Source organism: Nonomuraea sp. NPDC049714 (genome assembly GCF_044465295.1).
Lineage (GTDB): Bacteria > Actinomycetota > Actinomycetes > Streptosporangiales > Streptosporangiaceae > Nonomuraea.
Genome location: NZ_JBITLM010000003.1, coordinates 66,202 through 86,263 on the forward strand (window position 1 = coordinate 66,202; position 20,062 = coordinate 86,263).

General features: G+C 68.2%; 17 protein-coding genes. 8 read left to right on the forward strand and 9 right to left on the reverse strand.

Annotation, left to right across the window (positions count from 1 at the left end):
• The first annotated feature begins 622 nt into the window (after positions 1-622).
• Both ACIBQX_RS13635 and ACIBQX_RS13640 read left to right on the forward strand, forming a co-directional pair.
• Complete coding sequence (locus ACIBQX_RS13635; RefSeq protein ID WP_397004040.1) at positions 623-1,618, forward strand: RCC1 domain-containing protein; 996 nt, start codon at positions 623-625, stop codon at positions 1,616-1,618.
• A 274-nt stretch (positions 1,619-1,892) separates the two neighbouring features.
• Positions 1,893-3,338 (forward strand): protein kinase, encoded by a 1,446-nt coding sequence (locus ACIBQX_RS13640; RefSeq protein ID WP_397004042.1) that lies wholly within the window; start codon positions 1,893-1,895, stop codon positions 3,336-3,338.
• A 265-nt stretch (positions 3,339-3,603) separates the two neighbouring features.
• Here the strand turns inward: ACIBQX_RS13640 and ACIBQX_RS13645 are convergent, their stop codons facing one another.
• A complete protein-coding gene (locus tag ACIBQX_RS13645; protein WP_397004044.1) occupies positions 3,604-4,251 on the reverse strand; it encodes an O-methyltransferase in 648 nt (215 codons plus the stop codon).
• 137 nt (positions 4,252-4,388) lie between these two features.
• Here ACIBQX_RS13645 and ACIBQX_RS13650 point away from each other — a divergent pair, with 137 nt between their 5' ends.
• The 3 genes from ACIBQX_RS13650 to ACIBQX_RS13660 all read left to right on the forward strand — a co-directional run bounded on the left by ACIBQX_RS13650 (position 4,389) and on the right by ACIBQX_RS13660 (position 6,315).
• Entirely contained in the window at positions 4,389-4,934 is a 546-nt protein-coding gene (locus ACIBQX_RS13650) for a TetR/AcrR family transcriptional regulator (RefSeq protein ID WP_397004046.1), read from the forward strand.
• 74 nt (positions 4,935-5,008) lie between these two features.
• Positions 5,009-5,725, forward strand: a complete 717-nt coding sequence (locus ACIBQX_RS13655; RefSeq protein WP_397004048.1) for a hypothetical protein — start codon at positions 5,009-5,011, stop codon at positions 5,723-5,725.
• 233 nt (positions 5,726-5,958) lie between these two features.
• Positions 5,959-6,315, forward strand: coding sequence for a beta/gamma crystallin domain-containing protein (locus ACIBQX_RS13660; protein ID WP_397004049.1), 357 nt, complete (start codon positions 5,959-5,961; stop codon positions 6,313-6,315).
• A 702-nt stretch (positions 6,316-7,017) separates the two neighbouring features.
• On the opposite strand, the gene ACIBQX_RS13665 is transcribed toward ACIBQX_RS13660, so the two are convergent.
• Complete coding sequence (locus ACIBQX_RS13665) at positions 7,018-7,983, reverse strand: lysostaphin resistance A-like protein (protein ID WP_397004051.1); 966 nt, start codon at positions 7,981-7,983, stop codon at positions 7,018-7,020.
• Positions 7,984-8,002: 19 nt separating this feature from the next.
• A complete protein-coding gene (locus ACIBQX_RS13670) occupies positions 8,003-8,650 on the reverse strand; it encodes a hypothetical protein (protein ID WP_397004053.1) in 648 nt (215 codons plus the stop codon).
• 110 nt (positions 8,651-8,760) lie between these two features.
• Between ACIBQX_RS13670 and ACIBQX_RS13675 the strand changes: the two genes are divergently transcribed.
• The 3 genes from ACIBQX_RS13675 to ACIBQX_RS13685 all read left to right on the forward strand — a co-directional run bounded on the left by ACIBQX_RS13675 (position 8,761) and on the right by ACIBQX_RS13685 (position 12,622).
• Complete coding sequence (locus ACIBQX_RS13675) at positions 8,761-9,354, forward strand: TetR/AcrR family transcriptional regulator (RefSeq protein ID WP_397004055.1); 594 nt, start codon at positions 8,761-8,763, stop codon at positions 9,352-9,354.
• 764 nt (positions 9,355-10,118) lie between these two features.
• Positions 10,119-12,005, forward strand: coding sequence for a sensor domain-containing protein (locus tag ACIBQX_RS13680; protein WP_397004057.1), 1,887 nt, complete (start codon positions 10,119-10,121; stop codon positions 12,003-12,005).
• Positions 11,945-12,622: a response regulator transcription factor gene (locus ACIBQX_RS13685; RefSeq protein WP_397004059.1), complete on the forward strand. Its 678-nt coding sequence runs from the start codon at positions 11,945-11,947 to the stop codon at positions 12,620-12,622. The genes ACIBQX_RS13680 and ACIBQX_RS13685 overlap by 61 nt, the downstream gene beginning before the upstream one ends.
• On the opposite strand, the gene ACIBQX_RS13690 is transcribed toward ACIBQX_RS13685, so the two are convergent.
• The 6 genes from ACIBQX_RS13690 to ACIBQX_RS13715 all read right to left on the reverse strand — a co-directional run bounded on the left by ACIBQX_RS13690 (position 12,623) and on the right by ACIBQX_RS13715 (position 19,902).
• Positions 12,623-14,227, reverse strand: a complete 1,605-nt coding sequence (locus ACIBQX_RS13690) for an FAD-dependent oxidoreductase (protein WP_397004061.1) — start codon at positions 14,225-14,227, stop codon at positions 12,623-12,625.
• Positions 14,228-14,992: 765 nt separating this feature from the next.
• A complete protein-coding gene (locus tag ACIBQX_RS13695; protein WP_397004063.1) occupies positions 14,993-16,177 on the reverse strand; it encodes a DUF2786 domain-containing protein in 1,185 nt (394 codons plus the stop codon).
• Positions 16,178-16,352: 175 nt separating this feature from the next.
• On the reverse strand, positions 16,353-16,862 hold the full coding sequence (locus ACIBQX_RS13700; protein WP_397004065.1) for an NUDIX hydrolase: 510 nt from the start codon (positions 16,860-16,862) through the stop codon (positions 16,353-16,355).
• Between the two features lie 371 nt (positions 16,863-17,233).
• Positions 17,234-17,452 carry a hypothetical protein gene (locus tag ACIBQX_RS13705; RefSeq protein ID WP_397004067.1) on the reverse strand — a complete coding sequence of 73 codons (219 nt, stop codon included), beginning with the start codon at positions 17,450-17,452 and terminating at the stop codon, positions 17,234-17,236.
• 33 nt (positions 17,453-17,485) lie between these two features.
• Positions 17,486-18,973 (reverse strand): carboxylesterase/lipase family protein, encoded by a 1,488-nt coding sequence (locus ACIBQX_RS13710; RefSeq protein ID WP_397004069.1) that lies wholly within the window; start codon positions 18,971-18,973, stop codon positions 17,486-17,488.
• A complete protein-coding gene (locus tag ACIBQX_RS13715; protein WP_397004071.1) occupies positions 18,970-19,902 on the reverse strand; it encodes an MBL fold metallo-hydrolase in 933 nt (310 codons plus the stop codon). Before ACIBQX_RS13715 ends, ACIBQX_RS13710 begins: the two co-directional genes overlap by 4 nt.
• Between the last annotated feature and the right edge of the window lie 160 nt (positions 19,903-20,062).

A 20,062-nucleotide genomic window follows, 5' to 3' on the forward strand; every position in this document is an offset into this window, starting at 1 on the left:
GTGACAGGCGCGGCCAGGCGAGTAGGGCTGGGCTCCCGCAGCAGTACCGCCGCCGAGTTGGGGCCGCGAATGCTGCCCGGCCCTCCGCCGCCGCGTAGAGGGTGGCTCCCAGCGACCACAGATCGGCCGCTGGATCGTCGGCCTCGCCACGTAACCGCTCAGGTGCGATATAGCCGGGCGAGCCGTTGAGCAGTCCAGCAACGTCTGCCGGCCACGCGGGCTGATTCGTAGCCCATTATGGGGCGACGCGCTGTGATGTCCGCACGATCTGCTCTTGGCATGAGGCTGCACGGTTTGGCAGCCTCATGCCAACCGAGAGGTTATCAATACGCCCTAATGATCAGATGTGTTGCGATAAGCACGAGAGCTAGTCGGCGTGCTCATCCGGTGGCTGACGGTCGGTCTGTGTGGGTGTGATGTCGTCGACTCGACTTACTCCCGATTCGTACGCTATACAGAACCTCCACAGAAACGAATAAAGAAAGGGGTTCATCCCCTTTCCTTCACCGCTACTATGATCGCCGCATTAGCCGCCGGGTTCATGGGATACGCCACACAAACCTAAACAGGCCGTGCAAATCAAGCATCCCGGTGAGGGGTCACACCACGTCATGGAGGCTTCGTGATCAGTAGACGTCAGCTCATGCGTACAGTTGCGGTCGGCCTGCCGACCGCCGTGCTGGGCGGAACGGTATTGCAAGTGTCCACTGCCCAAGCCCGCTCAGGGACGACATCGATCACAGCCGAAGGCTACGAGGCGCAGGCGTGCGCTCCGGGCGAAGGCAAGATCATCCAATGGGGTCCGGCCAATGCCCCGGCAGTGCCCGAGGCGGGGCTCTCGGGAGTGACCGCCGTTTCCGCCGGGGCATGCGCGAACCTGTACAACCTGATGCTCAAGGACGGGCGGGTGACCACCTGGGGAAACTTCAACCTCCAGGATCCCAACCAGCAAAGGTTGTCTCGAGTACCTGTTGCGGCGACCAAAGACGTCACGGCGATCGAGACGGCCGGCCGCTATTCCTTTGCGCTCAGAGACGGGGGCGTAATCGTCTGGGGCGGCACCCGCGACGGCGAATTAGTCCTCCCTGAAGCTACCGAATCCGGTGTCACCGCAATGGCCGGCGCGAATGGCGGAAGCTCGTACGGGCTCTTTCTCAAGGACGGCGGCGTCATCCAATGGCGTGGATTCGTCGCCGTTCCTGACGAAGCGAAGGAGGGTATCGTCGCGATCTCTGCCAGGCAACATGCTCTTGCGCTGCGGGAGGACGGCCGCGTCATTACTTGGGGACCCGACCTTCCTGCGAACCTGACGGTGCCCGCCGAAGCGCAGTCCGGTGTCACCGCCATCTCCGCAGGCCCCGCGTTCAGCCTCGCCCTCAAGAACGGTGCCGTGATCGCATGGGGAAACAACGAGTACGGACAATTGGAAGTCCCGTACGAGGCGCAGTCCGATGTTGTCGCGATCTCCGCGGGGAACGGGGCCAGCATGGCACTCACCGCCGGTGGAAGGATCGTTGTCTGGGCGTACAACGTCTACGGGCAGCTCGACATCCCCGCTGAGGCGCACTGCGGAGCGAGCGCCATCTCGTGCGGGTACGTCTGCATGGTGGTGCTGTGACGGAACTCTGGGACTGAGCCGACTCGGTTGCGGCCACCCCGCCGGTGATCCGTTCGATGCCGGCCAGGAGCGCGTCGTCAAGGCACGAGCGTGCCCTCGGCCGCCGTCGGCTCGGACGGCCGATCCATACGGCCCCTCATTTTCAGGAGGAACAGATGGCGGCGGACCTTACGTCGGCCGGGGTTCGACCGCGTTCGGCTCGCTCATGCCGCGATGACGCGCGCTGCCACGCACCGGGGGTACGGCGATGATACTGGCAGGCCGCTATTCGCTGATGTCGCAGCTGGGTCAGGGCGGCATGGGCACCGTGTGGCTGGCCGTCGACGAACTACTGCGTCAGCAGGTCGCTATCAAGGAAGTACGGCTGCCGGCAGACCTGGACGAGGCGGCCAGGACGGAACTGACCGAACGGACCCTGCGTGAGGCCCGTGCCGCAGCGCGGCTGCGGTCTCATCCGTCGATCGTCACGGTGCATGACGTCGTCATGGACAGCGGCCGGCCGTGGATCGTGATGGAGCTGGTCAACGGCCGCTCTCTCGACCGGATCGTACGCGAGGACGGACCACTGCCACTCGCCCAGGTCGCCTGGATCGGGCGGCACATGCTCGACGCGCTGGCCGCCGCGCACGCGATGGGGGTCCTGCACCGCGACGTCAAGCCGGGCAACGTCCTGATCACCCAGGACGGACGTGTGCTGCTGACCGACTTCGGGATCGCCACCGTGGCGGGGGACGCCGCGCTGACCCAGACCGGCCTGCTGAACGGCTCCCCCGGCTACATCGCGCCGGAGCGGCTGCGCGGCGAAACCGACGGCCCGGAGGCCGACCTGTGGTCACTGGGAGCCACCCTGTACGTGGCGGTGGAGGGCACCGCGGCCTACACCGGCCCCAATGCGGCCGCCGTCATGGCCTCCGTGCTCCTGCGCGAGCCCGCGCCCCCTCAGCGTGCGGGTCCGCTCGCGCCCGTCCTCGCCGGGTTGCTGGAAAAGGAGCCTCAGCGACGCTGCACCCTCGAACAGGCGTCGGCGTGGCTTGAGATGACGTCCCGCGGCGAAGCTCCCGAGATCACCCGGCCCCCGGCGAGGAGGTCCACCCCCACGCTGCGCCGGTTCGCCGTCGTGGGGGGCGCGGTGGCGATCGCGCTGAGTCTCGCGACGGGTGCGGTGATCTGGGGGATCTCCCGCCCCGAAGCCCTCGGCGCGGCCGGTGAGCCAGGCCGCACCACCACGCCGTCCGCGCAGCCAGTGACCACCTCGCCGACCGGAAAGCCGCTTTTCACCACCAACCTGCACTCATGTCGCGTGCTGACCGCGGCTCAGGTACGCACGCTGCTCGGCGACGGGCTCGAAAGCGATCATCGCACCCGGGTGATATGCCAATACCGAGGCGCAAACGGCTCCTACGCGACCGTCTCCGTCTACCGGCTCCCCACCCTCAAAGAAGCCAAAGTCAGCTTCGTCGGCATAAAACAGACCTTGCAGGACCAGCGGGACGAGCACCCGGACATCACATTCTCCCGGACACCCTTGGTCGGCGAGGAATCCTTCACCTCTGTCCACAGGGAGAAGCACGGCATGTACGTGGCCTACATGATCTTCCGCCTGTCCAACGTCACGGTGACCCTCTTCTACAACGGGCGGCGACCAGGGACCAGAGCCGTCGAACGCGCCGCCGCGTCCGTGGCCACGGCGCTGGAGGCGGCACGCCCGGCAGGGCATTGATCCCGGGCCCTTCGGCGGCGCCGCACGTCCTCGATCCTCGCGCCCTCCCGCGCCAAGCTGTCGCCACCGAACCAGCGCCTGGATCCGCCGCGCCGGCGTGTTGCGCGCCGACACGGGCAGCCCCGCGCCTGGGATCGTTCATCTTGCCGGAGTCCAGCGCCGCCCGCTTGTCGGCGTCGCTCAGACCGAACGCCCGGCGCTCGCCACCGACGCAGAGAGGGCTGCCCCTGCTCTGGTGTCCGCTGCCGGCCGGCGTGATGCAGCGTCAGGTTCGGCAGCTGATCTCCATGCCGTCCTCCACGGGGAACGCGATGGTGACGTATCCATGCGCGGGGTCGCGAACGTAGGCGAGATAGTCGGCCATGCTCGCGAAGGTGGTGTCGTCGGCGACGATGAGGGCGGCCGGGGAGAGGCGGTCTTCGAGCAGCCGCAGCACCGGAAGACAGAGGTCTTTCCAGCCGTCGAGCAGCAGCAGGCCGATGGGCCCGCGAACCTCGGCCAGAGTCACGAGAGCGTCGCCCGCCAGGATCGTCACGTGCTGGGCCACGCCGGCCTGCTCCAGGTTGCTACGCGCGGCGTCGACCTTGGTCTGGCTGAGTTCGGTCGTCCATACGTGGCCGACGCCATTGTCCGCGACCGCTGCGGCCAGGTGGATCGTGGAGGTGGCGTACGAGGTGCCGAACTCGACGATCGTCTCGGGGCGGCCGTTGCGTACCAGCGCGTAGAGCAGCTGGCCGCCTGACCTGGAGATCGGCATGTACTCCCCCGCCAGCGCATCGGCGCGCTGTTGCGCCGAGGCGTCGGCGAAGGGCGTGTCCAGCGGCCATGGTGCGGGGTTCGCCTCTTCGAGATCGGCGGCCGCGAACAGCCGATCCAGAACAGCGGCTGTGCCAGTCGTTGTGAGTGTGTTCATGGCCTCTACTGTAGACACACCGTTGCGTCTACACAAGATGCTAAGCTCAGGTGGTCGAAGGGAACGGACCTATGGGCACTGCGGCGAACAGACACCGCGGGAACAGGCACGGCCGCAGCGAAGAAGCACGCCAGAGCGTGCTCGAAGCCGCCGACGACCTGCTGGTGGAGGTCGGATACACGCGGCTGACCATCGAAGGGATCGCCGAACGCGCGGGTGTGGCCAAGCAGACGATCTACCGCTGGTGGTCGTCGAAGAACGACATCCTCATGGACGCCTTCGTCCAGGACGCCGCCGAAGCCCTCATCCCATCAGACACCGCGGACCTTCGACAGGACCTGCGTACCCACGCCCGCAAGATCGCCCATTTCCTGACCGAGTCCGACGCCGGCGCGGTCTTCCGCGCCCTCACCGCCCAAGCCCAGCACGACCCCGCGCTCGCCGCCCGGTTGCGCTTCGAGCACCTCAGCAAACAACGCGGCTACGACCGGCTTCCCTTCGAACGCGCGGTCGCCCGGGGCGCACTCGACCCCGGCATCGACATCGACCTCGCCGTCGACCAGATCGTCGGGCCCATTTACTACCGCGTCCTCGTCACCGGCCAGACCGCGTCTCCGGAGTTCACCGACACGCTCATCGACGCCGTCCTCACCCAGCTGACGCCAGCACACACCGGTGCCTGAACGACCCGGTGCGCTTGTCGGGCATCGTCCGTCGGCCCCATCGAGACCCAGGCGGTCGCGGATGGGCGCTCCCCTTGTTGCTGACCCACGGCTGGCCGGGCTCTGTCCTCGAATTTGAGAACGTCCTCGGGCCGCTCAGTGATCCGGTCGCCCATGGCGGTTCCGCGAGTGACGCCTTCCACGTCATCGTCCCGGCCCTGCCAGGGTTCGGGTTCAGCGACCGTCCACGCGAGCGCGGCTGGCACCCCCGGCGTGACATTCATCTCGCGGACGGATACGGCTTCGGGATGATCATGGGCACGCGCCCGCAGACGCTCGGCTACTCCCTGCTCGACTCGCCCGCCGGCCTGGCGGCGTGGCTCGGCGAGAAGTTCGCCGTCTACTCCGACACCCGAGCGGAGGCCGGCGGCGGGGTGAGCGCGTCGCAACAAGTGGACAACATCGCCCTGTCCTGGCTGACTGGGACGGGCGCCTCCAGCGCTCGCTGGTACTGGGAGGCCATGCGGTGGGTACCACGCAGCGCCGAAGCAGAGCGGCCCTGGTGCCCGCTGACCGAGGGATGCCTTCCAAGCTGCTATCACCGGCTCGATCAGCGCCCGCGGTTGCCCCGGACGTGCTGTGGGTCGGCGACGGCACGCAGATTCGACACCGACGAGAGGCCGCCGTACCTGGCCACCGTGGAGGACCTGTTCGCCCGGCGGCGTCTCGGCTACGCCATGTCAAAGCATCACGACGCCGCGCTGACGGTCGCCTGGCCGCAGATGGCGATGGGACTTCTACAACACCAGTAGGAGGCACAGCGCCAACGACGGACTGCCGCCTGTCACATTCGAGCGTCGGATGAACGGGGAGAGAAAATCATCCACAACACATTCGAGCGTCAGATGAACGAGAGAAGAAAAGCATCAATAGCCCTGCTGGGGCCGCTTTGACATAGAGCCGTCTCCACACTTTCAGGGATTGACGGCTTTCCCAACAACCCTTACCGTGAAGAAGAAAACATACCTACGCGAATCCGAGGAGCATGATGCGCGCGAAGTTTAAATCTCTCGCGGTGACGGCCGCACTGGCGACTGCTTTCACGCTGGCAGCGCCGGCAGGCAGCGCTTACGCCATCAACAATGTCCCGTGCGGCGATCAAAATTTTGTTGAACTGTGGGGACATAACGGCAACACATGCTTCGCTAATGCCGGGACATGGAAGTCGTACGATTTCACCGGATCGCCGAACTGCTGGTGGGCGAATAAAATTTCCACGGGAAACAACGACATCACGTTCTGGGACGATCATTCGACGAATCCAACGTACATCCCCAGGCGCACCATCATGACATTCCCGACGGTGGGTTGGGTATGTGTCGGAACACTTCGGATTCACTGAGCCCGGCTCCACCGAAGCAGATCTGAGGAAGACTTCCTGAAATACCGAGAGGTACCCTCAGGCCTGGGATGATGGGAGTCATTCACGCTTCCAGCAACCCGTCCGGACAGGTACCTCTCGCGTACGATTGTTTTATGCCTCGGCCAAGAGCCACCCGACTTCCGACGACGAGCACCTGATCGGCTACGCCGGGCTCGCGCCGATGCGACTCGTCGAACGTTGCGTCCTGCACACACTGTCCGCCGCACACATCACCGCCGCCGAGTCGCCTGCGGAGCCCGAGGCGGTGTCTTCAGAACCCGGATGCCCATACTGGTGACCACCTCATCGAACGCAGTGGTGAACTTCGCATCCTGGTCACGGATGACGAACCGGAAGCCCTCGGACCGATCTCCCAGCTCGACCAGCCGGCTCTGGTACGTCGTGCGCCCGGCGGTAGGCCACTGGAGACAGGCCCATGTAGATGCGGGACTGTTTGCGCAGTGCGACCGGGTCGCCGAAGCCGCAGGCGATGGCAATGCGTGCGATGGTCGGTTCGGCCAGCTGTTCCAGTGCCCCCCTCCAGCTCCAGCCCCTCTGGGCGCTCCCGCCCTCCTGCTTCTGTACTGGGATCGTCCGGCCCGCCCTTTTCGCGGTATGCGACCTGGTCGCGTGACTTCCGCAGCCCCACTCCGAGAACAGCCTTCGGGGTGGGGCAGGGTGTCAGTGTGCTGTGGTGGATGCCGGCGGGGTGAGTGCGGGTCCGGTTCTGCGGGTGCGCCAGATGATCGCGGTGATGACGATGACGGCGAAGGTAGGGATGAGCTGGGTAGCGGATCCGGCGCCGGCGGAGCGGTCGGCGAGCTCGGCGCCGAGGTCGATACGCATCAGCGGGGCACCGAGGAAGGCGACCGTGTTGAGGACGGCATGGAGGACGACCGCGATTTCCAGGCCACCGGTACGCCAGGTGATGATGGCCAGGCACGTCCACAGCACGAAGTACCAGATGTTGATGTAAGGGTCGGTGGACCCGTGCGCGGCAGTGAACAGCGCGCTCGAGACGAGCACTCCGGCGATCAGCCCGGCCCGAGGACTGCGGGTCCAGCTGCCGACGACGCGGAAGAGCAGCCCGCGGACACCGTACTCCTCCCCCGTCGTCTGCAGGGGTGTGAGCAGGAGGGTGCCGATGAAGATGCCGATGAGATCGAAGCGCGACCAGGGCGCCTCGGTGCTCGGGGCGAAGAATCCGATCACATTGACGATCAGCCAGGCGGGGCCGAACACGATGAGCGCTTTGCCGAACAGATCGAACCGGAACCGGGAGGTCACCGAATGCAGTGAGGCGCCGGGGACGCCGTAGAGCCAGCGCTGGATGAGCATGCTCCATGGGATGAGCAGCCCAAGGGCGATCATGGAACCGGCGTGGTAGAGGGGTGTGTAGTCGGTGCCGCCGAGGATGGGTGGCGTGTTGCCCATCTGTACGTCGATGAGTCCGAGCGCCATGCCGATGCCGGTGGGGAAGAGGACGAACCCGGCCATCAGGAGCACGATCGCGAGGATGCCGCGTCCCATGCGGCGCTTGTCTCCGGCGAGGACTCGGTGGTACTCGACCCCGTCGGGCACAGTTTTCGCGTTGCGCGGGTCGCCGGGACTGACCAGCCAACCTGGTGTGGTCATCGTAGTTGCCATGGGCTTCCTCCTTGCTTGGTCAGTTGCCGGCCATGTCGAGCAGGGGCGTGTAGCGCAAGCGGAGTGCACGCTCCATGCTCGCCAACACGGCCCCCGCGCCGAGGGTGATGTTCAGCCACAGCGGCAGTCGGATGGGGGATTCGAATGTCCCGATGCTCGCCGCGATCGGAGGGATCTGAGAGATCGGTTCCGCGAGTTGGAGCATGTTCAGACCTACACCGATCACGAGCGTCAGGACCGAGACGACACCCATCCCCCTGCTCAGTGCCGGGTGCTCCGCATCCAGGCGGGCGCGGCGTCCCTCGGCCGATGCGGGGTCCGGTGTGAGCCGGCGGGACGCCTCGGCAGTGGCGACGTAGTGGCAACGCTTGAGCCCATAGGCGCTCATCGCCACCTCGAGGGTGCCGCCCTCGACAGGAAACGACGCGGGCAGCTTCGACTCCGCCGCATGCCTCCCGTTCACGAACAGGTGCGCCCGGACCTTGCTGTCATCAACCCGCGCCCAATGCCGCACGTCGACCGCGTAGGTTCTGACGTGGTCATCGTCACCGGTCAGTCGCAGCCAGAACAGTGACCGGAGTGGCAGCTGCCACCAGCGGAATCGCTGCAATTCCCGCCCGTCTCCCGGTTTGAGGCGCTTCGACGCCCACCACTGCTTTCCTGCCATTGGCTCCGATCCCTTCTTTCCTCGCATTACTAACACACTGTGCTAGTGCACACGCTATCACACCGTGCTAGTACACTGACATGGGGAAATCGTGCGTATCTGGAGCAGGGATGACTATGGACTCGCGGGAGAAGATTCTCAAAGCGGCAGCCGATATGATCGCCGAGGACATGACGGCGAAGCTGAGCGTCCGCGCAGTCGCGGCGCGGGCCGGCGTAAGCACGGGCTCGCTCCGGTTCCACTTCCCCACCCAGCGTGCGCTCCAGGACACCGTGCTGGCGAGGATCTACGAGCACATGATCCCGGACGACCCGATCCGGGATCGGTCTCTCCCCGCCCGAGATCGGCTGGTCAACTGCCTGCGGCAGGTGCTCGCGCCCGCCGGCGTCGGCGAGGGTGCACGAAAAGCGTGGGGGGCGGCGTATCAGGCCTTCATCGCACCCGACCCGACCGAGCAGGTACGCACGGCCTTTCTCGCCTACGAACGGGAGTCTGCACGCCGCGTCGAGTACTGGCTGAGCGTGCTCGCCGACGAAGGCGTACTCCCCCAGCAGGACCACACCCGAAAGGTGAGATTCTTGCTCACCATCCTCAACGGGCTCTCCATCGAGCGCGCGCTCCCCGCCGACGAGTCCATCCTGAGAACCGAGACCGAGACGCTCTACACCGCCGTCGACTGCGTCCTCGAGCCGAGCACCACATGACAACGTCCGGCCGCAGCTCGCTCCCCTGCTCCGCGCGCGATGAGAACCCGCACAGGCCGCACCCGATCGCGGCGAACATCGCGACGGCCTGACCGACGGTCGTCCCCCATCAGTTCAGTGACGCCCTCACGCAGAGAACGGGGCGAGGTGTTCGCCAGCACCGCGCACGTTAACCAGCGTTGGTGACGCCCGAAGCGATGGGCGCAGAAAACGCGCGGCAGCGAGGACAGGAAGCGGCGAGAAAGGTTCGATCCTCGGGCGCGCATCCCACCCGGTGTCGTCGCCGAGTTGCCGGTGCAGGACGGTGGTCGGGGGGCAAGATCAGACTGCTCGCAGTGCCGGGCCACGAGGACTTCGCGGCCACCTCAGGACAGTAGGCTAGCCTGCGGGGAGGAAGTTGTGGATCATCAGTCCGAAACCGGGATACGTATCGAGGCTGAGCGCTTGGTCCTGCATGCGGACGCGCCCCCGACGCTGGCACCGCGAGATCCTTGACTCCTTGCCCGAGGTCGCCGACCTCGTTGAGGTCCCAGATGACGGCGAAGTCCAAGCTCGATGAGTAGAGGTCGCCGATCAGGCGTTCGGCTTCCCGGGATGGGGAAGCCACCGGCCGAGTCGGAGACGAAGGTGGCGACGGCGAGCTTCGCCTCATGGCATCGACCGTCGACCCAGGGTGGCCGGGATCGTGAGGCTCGTGGAGGCGTGAGGTGGGGCGAGGCAGAAGGCTCGTCGGGTATACAAGCGCGCCCCTGCGAGGCCTGGCGTTGGCAGGGCTCGCGCTGCTGGGACCGCCGCTCCTGGTCGTGATCTTCGTGGGCGCGCACGCAGGCCTGCCGTCTCCGGCGTTCTTCGTCGAACAGGGCCGCCGGCTGCCGGCGCTGGCCCGGCGGCTGGCCGCCCGGTGGGGTGGCGTGGAGATCGCCTCGCCCTACCGTCCGGCTCCGCCGTCGCCCTTACGCGATCCCGACGGCTGGTATCGCGACGGCGACGCCCTGTTCCGCTCCGCGTTCCTGCCCGCTTACCTGGCGCGGCTGCGGTGGATCGCCCGCGATCCGGCGACCGCGCGCGACCTGTCGTGGATGATGCTCAACCCGCTGGTCGGCGGCGTGCTGGCGGGGCTCGCGCCGGCGCTGATCGGCGGCGGACTCGCGGCGGTGTGGTTGCACCGCCCGGCCGGCGCCGCAGCGATGCTGCTCGGCCTCGCGCTCGGGCCCCGGCTGCTGCACCTGCACGCCCGCTGGACCAGGGTGCTGCTCGCGCCGTCGTCACGCCGCGTGCCGGGCCGCGTCGCGGCGGCCGTCGGGGCGAGGGTCGTCGCCGGGGCGCGTCTGTGCGCGAGCGTCGCGCTGTCCGGGGTGGCGATGGTGTTCGCCGTGGCACAGGTGGTGGCGATCGGGTTGATGCCGGTCCGGCTGTGGCCTGAGACGGTGCTGGGCTCGCGTCGTTTCGTGTCCTGGCGCCGGGCCCGGATCGGCGAGTGGACGGGCGTGCGGATCGCCGAGCCGTACCGCCCCGAGCCTCCGCTGCCCGACCCTGAGCCGGACGGGTCGTACCGGCTGGGATGGGGGCCGGTCGGCACGGTCTATCAGACGCGGGGAGCCGCGGTGCGGGCGCGGCGGTTCGGGTGGATGGCAGGCGACCGGGCCTCGTGGCGGGATCTGGTGTGGTTGTTCCTGGAGGTGCCCGTCGCCGCCGTGCTCTTCGGCGGGCCGGCCGTGCTGATCGTCGGCGGGCTGGCCGTGCTGTGCTGGCTGTGGTTGTGGACCGAGGCGCTGGGCCTCCTCACCGGGCTGACGTGGTCGCCCGACGACCTGCTGCACGCCGCCGTACCGGCGTGGTCGGGCGTCCCGGCTCCGGTGGCCGGTCTGGTCGCCGCCGCCCTTGGCATGGCGGTCGCGCCGGCCTTGCTGCGCTGCCATGCCCTGCTGAGCCGGTCACTGCTCGGCCCGACCAGGGCGGCGCTGCTGACGAGCCGGGTGGACACGCTGACCAGCAGCCGCGCCCAGATTCGGGACGCCCAAGCCGCCGAGCTGCGCCGGATCGAACGCGACCTCCACGACGGCGCGCAGGCCCGGTGGGTGGCCGTCGGGATGACGCTGGGGGCGGCGGAAGGGCTCTTCGATCAGGATCCCGAGGCGGCCAAGGCCATGATCGCCGGTGCCAAGGACATGTCGGTGGTCGCGCTCGGCGAGCTGCGCGAGCTCATCCGGGGCATCCATCCGCCGGTGCTCGCCGACCGCGGGCTCGCCGACGCCGTACGTACCCTGGCGATGGACGCTCCGCTGGAGGCGGAGGTTCGCGTGCTCCTGTCGGGCCGGGTGGCCGCACCGATCGAGGCGGCGGTCTACTTCGCCGTGTCCGAGCTGCTGACCAACGCCGCCAAGCACGCCGCCGCGTCAAGGGTCCTGGTGGAGCTGCGCCACGCGGACGGCGTGCTGTCGGTCACCGTAGCCGATGACGGGCGGGGCGGCGCCGTGGCCCTGCGCGAGGGCGGGCTGCACGGCATCCGCCGCCGCCTCGACGGATTCGACGGAGTTCTGATCCTGTCCAGCCCACCGGGCGGACCGACCGTTGCTACCTTGGAGATTCCATGCGCGTTGTCCTCGCCGAGGACGTCTACCTCCTCCGAGAAGGACTCACCCACCTCCTGAGAGCTCACGGCATCGAGATCGTGGCCGCGGTGGACACCGGCGAGGCATTACTCGACGCCCTGGCCAGGCACCAGCCGCACGCCGCGATCGTGGACGTGCGCCTGCCGCCCAGCTACACCGACGAAGGGGTGCGAGCCGCCATCGAGGCCCGCACCCGCCAGCCCGGTTTTCCCGTCCTGGTCCTGTCGCAGTACGTCGAGCAGATCTACGCCCGCGAGTTACTGGCCGACGGCGCCGGAGGCGTCGGTTACCTGCTCAAGGACCGGGTGTTCGACACGGGCCACTTCGTCGACGCGCTGCGCCGGGTCGCGGCCGGCGGCACCGCCATGGACCCGCAGGTGATCTCGAAGCTGCTCGGCGGTACCTCACCCCTGCACCCGGTCGCGTCGCTGAGCCCGCGCGAGCGCGAGGTGCTCCAGCTCATGGCACAGGGTCGCTCGAACGCCGCCATCGCCGGCCAGCTCAACATCAGCGAGGGTACGGCCGGCAAGCACATCGCCGCCATCTTCACCAAGCTCGGCCTGGAGGCCACCGACGACACCAACCGCCGGGTCCTGGCCGTGCTGGCGTTCCTCAACCACGCACGGCCGGGGCCGCCGCCCTCCGCTGGGCCGTGATCAACGGGTGGGCCGGACGGACAGGGCATGCCGGAACACCCCGCGCGGGTCCCAGCGTGCCTTCACCCGCTGCAGCCGCGGGTAGTTGCCGCCGTAGTAGAGCGTGGACCAGGGCACGCCGGAGGTGTTCCACGCCGGATCGGCCAGATCGATGTCGGGATAGTTGATGTAGGCGCCACCGTTGGCGCCGCCCGGGACCGGTACGCCGCCCGTGTCGGCGTACATCGTCTGGTAGAAGCGCCGCACCCACGCGATCCGCTCGGCGCTCTCCCCTTCCGTCCAGGTGCCCAGATAGAGCGCCTTGAGGATCGAGTCGCGCTCGGCCACGGCGGTCGCGTCGGCGGCCACGGTGTTGACCTGCCCGCCGTACGACGCCAGCAGCATCACTCCGCTCGAAGATGCCGGACCGGCCACGCTGAGGTGGTCGTAAGCGACCCCGATCTGCCGATCGGTGAACCGCCGGCGCAGCTGGGCGGATTTGGCCTTGAACCTCCCGGACTCCTGGTCGCTACCGAGCGCTTGCGTGCTGACCGCGTGGTACCACGGCAGCCGTCGCACCGGAGGGATGTACGCCCGCGTCCGCACTCCTCGCGTCAGCGCCGCGAAGTACTCGGTGAGCAGGCGGTCGGCGTTCGGAACGGAAGCGTCCATCATGGTCGGCAGGATCATGCCGCCGGGATCCGCCCCCTGGGCGCGGCTCTGGATGATCAGCGCGCTCCAGAGCCCCGCGTACGGCGAGCCGGGGGCGCTGTTGCGCTCGTGCCACTCGCCGTGGTTGCGCAGCAAAGTGGTGAAGGACTCCCTGGTCATATCGCTCCACGACCAGGCCGGGTGGCAGACCAGCAGGGCCGGTGGCGGCTTGGGCAGCAGCGTACGGGGATCCTTGCCCTTCGCCTTCGGGTCGCGCATCCAGTAGCGCGTCACGACGCCGAAGTTCCCGCCTCCGCCGCCTGTGTGCGCCCACCACAGGTCATGGTTGGGGTCGGACGGATTCCTCGTGGCGACCACCGCTCGTGCCCGCCCCGAGCGGTCCACCACCACGACCTCCACGGCATGCAGGTAGTCGACCACCGCGCCCAGCCGGCGCGAGTGCTGGCCGTAGCCGCCGCCGGCGATGTGGCCGCCGGCCGCCACCCCGCCGCACTGGCCTCCGGGAATCGTCACCCCCCAGCCCAGGTACAGCTTCCGGTACACCTGCATCAACGTCGCGCCCGCCTCGATCGCGAACGCGCCCCGCTTGTCGTCGAAGTACACCTCCGACATCTCACACATGTCGATCACGACCTGTGCACCGTCACCGACGAAGTTCTCGTAGCAGTGGCCACCGCTGCGCACGGTGACCCGCTTACCGGCTCTGACCGCCTCCTCCACGGCCTTCTCCACCTGCTCGGTCGAGCCGACCACATGGAAGTACTCCGGTCTGGGGTCGAACCGCTGATTCGTCCGGCGTACGACGAGATCCGCATAGCGTGGATCACGCGGGGCTATCCGGACCGGCCCCAGTTCCTGAGCCCCCGCTCCTGACGGCGTGCCAAGGCCCAGCGCCGCCGTTCCGCCGACTGCCACCGCCCCGCCCATGAATCCGCGGCGAGTCACCTTGCTCACGATCGACCACCTCCTGCTCGCAGCTGAAATCCGTGCGATGGCAACGCTAGGAGCGTGATCACCGGGCGGACAACGGCCTTGGCACCCGTCTGAGATGGGAGATAACCCCCAGTCAGCCGCCGAAGAGCCGCTGACGGCGGTGGCCGCCGCGGCTGATCGCCGGACCGCTGGTGGTGGCCGTCTGCGGCGGCGTCTTCATCACCGTGCCCCCTTCGCTTATCGAAGGAAGCTCGTGTCAACGTGTAAGAGGTCGCAAGCCAACAGCCCCTTCGCTTGCAGGGGTAGAAACGTCCGCCACGAGGTATCGAGGCTTCGGGGCGCCGGACCCTGTCGGCGAGAGCGCAGAATCCGCCGCACGGTCGCTTCGCTGCTCTGGAATCCGAGTCGAGCCGGCTCCGATACCCCACCTCGGGTTCTCGCGTGCCAGACGAAAGACCAGGTCCCGGAGGAGACCCCGCAGGACCGCCTCGAATATCCGGATCCAACTGGAGAAATGGGCGCTCGGGCGCACCGGCCCGATCGACGGCGACGGCAGTCTCTACCAGGTGGCCGCCTTGCGCGTCGGCGGCACGGAAATGGCGGTGATGTCGTTTCTTCCCGACTCCGCTTCCACCTAATTTCCTGACTCGGGCACAGCTCGCCGGGTGGCCCGGCGGAGTCTCACCTTCCCAGCGTGCGGACAGGTCGGCTGCCGATGCAGTAGCCCGGTCCACCACCGTTCGGCCTTCTTGACTGACCACAGCCGTTCGAACGGGGATACAGGCACTATCGGTCTCGCGCCCCGAGGCTGGCCTGATCCGCGGCGGTACGGCCGGCCGCCCAGCCCTCCCGGTCCCAGGACGTGCGGACCGCGTGCGAGACCAGGTTCGGGAACATGCGCTCGACCGCCTGCTCCACCTCCTGTTCGCGGGCCGCCAGCACCGGCACCAGGTCGGTGCCCCGGCTGGCGCTCTCCTGCGAGACCGCGGCCGCCGTCGCCTCGGCGAGCCGCTCCCCGATCCTGGAAGCGAACGCCGACAGGAACGACTGGCGGAACGCCTTGTTCCTCGACCTGCCGGTGCCGTGCTTCTTGGTGGCCGAGTTCACCAGCGCGGTCTGCGCCTGCACCAGCAGGGAGGTGAAGAGCATCTCCACCCAGGACAGGTCCGCCCGGAACCCCAGAACGGTGGCGAACCCCAGCTCCTTCGACCAGATCACCCGGCACCTGTTGGCTTCGGCGATGAGGTTGAGCAGCATGGCCTTGGGTTGCTCGTACGGCGCGTCGATGCCGACCCGGATGCCCGCCGGGGCCTCCCCTCCACCTGGCTGCGCGTCCAGCATCGCCTCGTCGATGCTGTACTTCGCCATCAAACTCTGCGCCGCCGACGTGAACGTCTCCGCCTCCGCCTCGTACGTCGTCGACTCCGCCTTGGCAAGCAACGCCCGCACCCGCGTGAGCGTCTTCTCGCTGACCGCGTGCGAGCGTGCCTGGACCCTACGGCGAGCGGCCCCGGGCGGCGGGCTCAACGACTCAAGCCGCGGCAGTCCGGTCAGCGACCCCAGCAGTTCCAGCACACCGGAGACGGTCACCAGCCGGCCGGCCCCGTCGCGCGCCTGCCGCGCCGCCAGGTAGCCGCCCTTCCACCACACCGCGGCCTCCAGGCCGGCGAGTTGGTCGCGCCAGCGCTCGTCCACCGTGGCCGGCGCGTAGGCCCGCATCTCCCAGGCGATGAGGTCAGCCGCCGCCCGCCCGTGCCAGTCGGTCAGCCGTCTGGCCGCGATCCTGACCACGTCGGCGGGCTGCCAGCCGTTCCGCCACAACCCTGAGATCGCACGGGTCACGACCTCCACCAGCACGCGATCGGCATCATCCCGGTCGGCCAGGAAGGCGGCGGCGGAGTCGAAGGCGGCCTGATCCTCGCAGGCAAGCGCCTCCATCGCCGCGCCGATCAGCTCATCAGCCTTACTCACACGTGCCGTCCACCTTGAGGAAAGTCCGCCAGAACCCTACCGTGACGGAGCCTCGTCCCTGCTCACCGCCTCGGTGGAAGGCGGCGAGCGGGCCGTCCAGGTTTCCATCGACCAGGCCTGCCGGATGCTTCGCCTGCCCACCATCCGCAATCACATGTTGCGCTGCGCGGAGGGCTCAGCGGGTCTTGTGGTGGCGTCGTTTCGCCTGGGGCCGCGATCGCACATCGGGCAGGATCCACGGAGGCTGGCCGTGACGGAGGTGACCGGCGAAGAGCACGCCGATCCCCCTGGGCATGAAGTTGGCGGCATGGATAGCGGCAGGGTTGAGTTCAATGCCGTCCCAGAAGCATCCGTTGGGTGCTGGAATGCCGAATCGCCAATCGCGACTGCGGCGTGAGTCGTCGTGATCTGCGATATGGGCCACGAACACGTACTCATCGTGGTCGCCCGTCCGGTCGATGTGAATGAGCGGACCGATTGTCACCTCGATGCCAAACTGCTCGTGCAGAATACGTCGCAGAGCGTCCTCGCAGGTCGCCGTGGAAGCATCGACCACACCACCGGGCAATAAGTGGCATGGGGCGTTGTCGGGCAAGCCTTGTCCCAGGGCCAATAGCCGCCCGTCCGGCGTTCTGACGACGGCGCTCAAGCGAACAGTCATCATCGGCCCCTTCTGGTTGCTCACCTTCGATCTTCCATGAACGGGGCCGAGTTCCGGCCCGCTTCGGTGCCCTTGGTGACCATCAGATGCGGGTTACCGGGGCGCAGGTTCTCGCAGTGTGCCAGACACCACTGCACGATGGTCCAACTGACCGGGTCCAGGGGCAACGGATGGGGGCGTTGCCCGAGACGGATGGCGCAGTCGACCGGATCGATGTCGGCCGGCCGCAGGTGGCGGATCTCGCCACTGGAGGCGCCATGCAGCAGGGCGAGAATGCCCAGCGATGCCTTATGACTCTGGGCGAAGCGGAGGACTTCTCACCATGCCGCTGCCGAGCGGCGGCTCCTTGGCGCCTCCGCCGCTCTGTACCTGCCGAAAAGCCCCATCCACGCAGATCAAGCGGCGTTTGAGTAGTCGTGGAGGATTCCGCCGACCCGGTCTCGTCGGCGCGTAGTCGACGCGGCCACCGTGAGCGCGCGGGCGCTCGGCTTGGACGAGCGGGCGGTGTTCCAGTGGTGCAGCAGACGGCCGGGCATCATCAGGGCGCCGGCGTGGGCCCGGTCGGTGAGGAAGTCATCCGGGTGCGGCACTTTCCCGATGATTCTGCTGCTCATGATGACAACCTCGGTGGAAGAGGGAACAAAGGGTCAGGGCCACGCCTGGAGCTCCTCGCCGTGCGGATCGGCCACCACGCTCCACTCGCCGTCGATGCGCATGGTGGCCCGGCGCCCGGTGTCGTAGCGGTCCCAGCCGGGATCGCCGGTCGTGGCGAAGGCCACCCAGGCCGCGTGCATCCGGACGGTCAGGTCCGACGGCGGCTCGTCCGGACCGAGCAGGGCCTGCGAACCGCGCAGCCGGGGCAGGTCGGTGACGTCGAAGACGAACGGCAGCTCCACCGCGTGGGTGGCGCCCAGCTCGCCGCCCAGCGCGTTCGAGCGCCACGCGAACGAGTAGCGGTAGGTGGCGGCGCCCCGCCCCGCATGCGCGTCGGCGAGGCGCCGGCTTCCCACGCCGAACAGGGCGTCACCCATGATGGCCGAGCGCAGTTCCCCTTCGGACGCCTGCGGCCTGGCCTTGCGGTAGATCTCGACGAGGCGGGCGGGCCGCGGGTGTGAGCGGGCCGCGGCGGCGTCCACGTCCGCCGCCGTCGAGGTGGACAGGTTCCCGAACGGTGCCAGGTAGAGGTTGCCCTCCTCCGTGTTGGTGCCCACCAGCAGGTCCACGCCCGCGCCTCGGCCCGCGGCGACGGCGTCGGCCGGCTGCCGGTCGAGCACGACGCTGAACGGGCTGAGTCCGATGAGCGGGTCACCGTGGGTCTCGGTCCGTAGGTCGATGCCCGACAGTTCGGACATGACCTCGACCAGCCGCTGGTCGGGAATGCCCGCGAAGGCGTCGGCATGAGGCTGGACCCCGAGCGCGTGCGCCGTGGCGCGGGTCACGCGGGCGGCCTGCTCAGGCGTGAAGGCACCCAGGCCGCTGCCGCTCTGCACGATCGCACGCCGGAACAGCCCCTCGGCCTCGGGCGCGGCCAGCACACCGCCCACGATCGTGGCGCCCGCGGACTGGCCGGACAACGTGACGCGGGCCGGGTCGCCGCCGAACGCGGCGATGTTCTCCCGTACCCACCGCAGAGCGGCGATCACGTCGAGCAGGCCGCGGTTGGCCGGCGCACCGGGCAGGTCGAGGAAGCCCGCGATGCCCAGCCGGTAGTTGAGTGTCACGAGCACGACCCCGTCGCGGGCGAAGGCGGACCCGTCGTAGATCTCCGACCGGGTGGAGCCCGCCACGAACCCGCCGCCGTGCACGAACACCATCACGGGCAGCCGCTCCCTGGAGGCCCCCGGCGTCCACACGTTGACGGTCAGGAAGTCCTCGCCGGGGATCCAGCCCGGCCCGAAGTACGGGGCCATGTCCACGCTGCCGAGCCGGCGTTCGGCCTGCGGCGCGGTCGGCCCTGGCTCCGTGGCGTCCCGTACACCGTGCCAAGGGGCATGCGGGCGTGGGGCGGCGAATCGGGCGGCGCCGGTCGGCGGAGCGGCATAAGGGATGTTCAGGAACATGGTCGTCCCGTCGCGCCTCAGGCCGCGCACGGCGCCTTGCGCTGTGACGACGGTGTCTGCCGTGTGGTGGTTCATCGGGCGTCCTTCGAGGTCTCGGAGTAGGAGTCGAACGGAGCCCAGCTCTTGATGGCGAACCCGCTCCCTTCGCGAACCACCTCGGCGGCGCCGTGCCCGCCCAGGTGCGCGGGGATGACCAGGGCGTTGTTGTCGGCGGCCCAGCCGAGGACCTTGCCACGGGAGGCGCGGGCGCCCGCGGGGTCCTCACAGAAGCAGCTGTTGGTGTCCGGCTCGATGAGCTGCACCGGGTTGTGCAGCATGTCTCCGACGAACACCGCGAGGTCGGTGCCCGATCGGAGGGTGAGCACGGAGGACCCCGGGGTGTGCCCGGGCGCGAGGTCCAGGCGCAGGTTGGCGTCGATCGTGTACGTGTCCTCCCACAGCAGGGTCAGGCCCGCCTCGTGGACGGGGACGACGCTGTCCTCGAACACGTTCTGGTTGCCCCGCCCGAACACCGTCGGATGCTCGTTGACCGGGTTCCAGAAGTCGAAGTCGGCCTTGGGCATCACGTACGTGGCGTTGGGGAAGGTCGGCACCCAGCTGCGGCCGTCCAGGTAGGTGTTCCAGCCGACGTGGTCGATGTGGAGGTGGGTGTTGATCACGAGGTCCACGTCCTCGGGCTGCACGCCGGCGCGGGCCAGGTTGTCGAGGAAGTCGGTATCGAGGTGGCCCCAGACCGGCGCGTAGGGCCGCTCCTTGTGGTTGCCGACGCCGGTGTCGACGAGGATGTTCCTGCCTTCGCTGCGGAGCAGCCAGGTCTGGATCGCGGAGTTGACGATCCGCGTCTCGGGGGCCACGAAGTGCGGCTCCAGCCAGGAGGAGTGCTTCTCCCACGTATGTGGCGAGGTTTCCGGGAAGAACGTCTCGGGCGTCATCTCGACGGGCCCGTAGTACTCCCAGATCCGCGTGATGGAGACGTCACCCAAGGTGATCTGGTTGGCAGGCATGAGTATTCCTCAATGAGACGAGTGGTGATGAGTGCGGTGAGATCCGCCGCCCGTCCATCGTGCGCCGCCGCCCGGGGCCGGCGGTATGCGTCAGGTGACTGCATCCGCTGCGGCCACGCGCTTGCTACCGTGGCAGAAAGGGGAACGGACCTGCGATGAC